This is a genomic window from Pseudomonas sp. AC463 (genome assembly GCF_979253585.1).
In genome coordinates this window covers 1-378 of sequence record NZ_CEEDDZ010000210.1, presented here as the reverse complement: position 1 = coordinate 378, position 378 = coordinate 1, and the positions used below count along the sequence as shown (strand labels likewise).

Annotated in this window: 1 pseudogene; it reads right to left on the bottom strand. The window is 61.6% G+C overall.

Annotated features, from left to right (window positions below):
* Window positions 1-193: 193 nt before the first annotated feature.
* Window positions 194-378, bottom strand: a pseudogene (locus AC0IYH_RS29810) (IS481 family transposase); the annotation flags it as partial.

Below are 378 nucleotides of genomic sequence, written 5' to 3'. Positions count from 1 at the left end.
CAGTCATCCAGCGGCAGCAAGGCATGGTGCCGGAACGCCACAACCATTGCCTCCTCGGCTTCGGACAAGGCCGTGGAAGAAAGTGGATTCGGCCCGGGCTTCAGATCCTCGCCCGTCGCACGCTTCCGCCACTTCGCCACCGTCTCTGGGCTGAGCCGGAAACTCAGACGGTGTGCATGGTCCCGTCATCAGACTAGGTGTTTAGTCTCGGCATCTGGTGGATCGGGTCGACGATGAACCGGTCTGGCTCTGACGTCCATATCGTGGCGACGTATTCGTAGGGCGTGAGCCCGCTGAGGGTCTTGAGCCGGCGGGCGAAGTTGTAGGCGGCCATGGAAATCTGTGAGATGCGTCCGCAGCTGGTCATGGCTCTCGTAG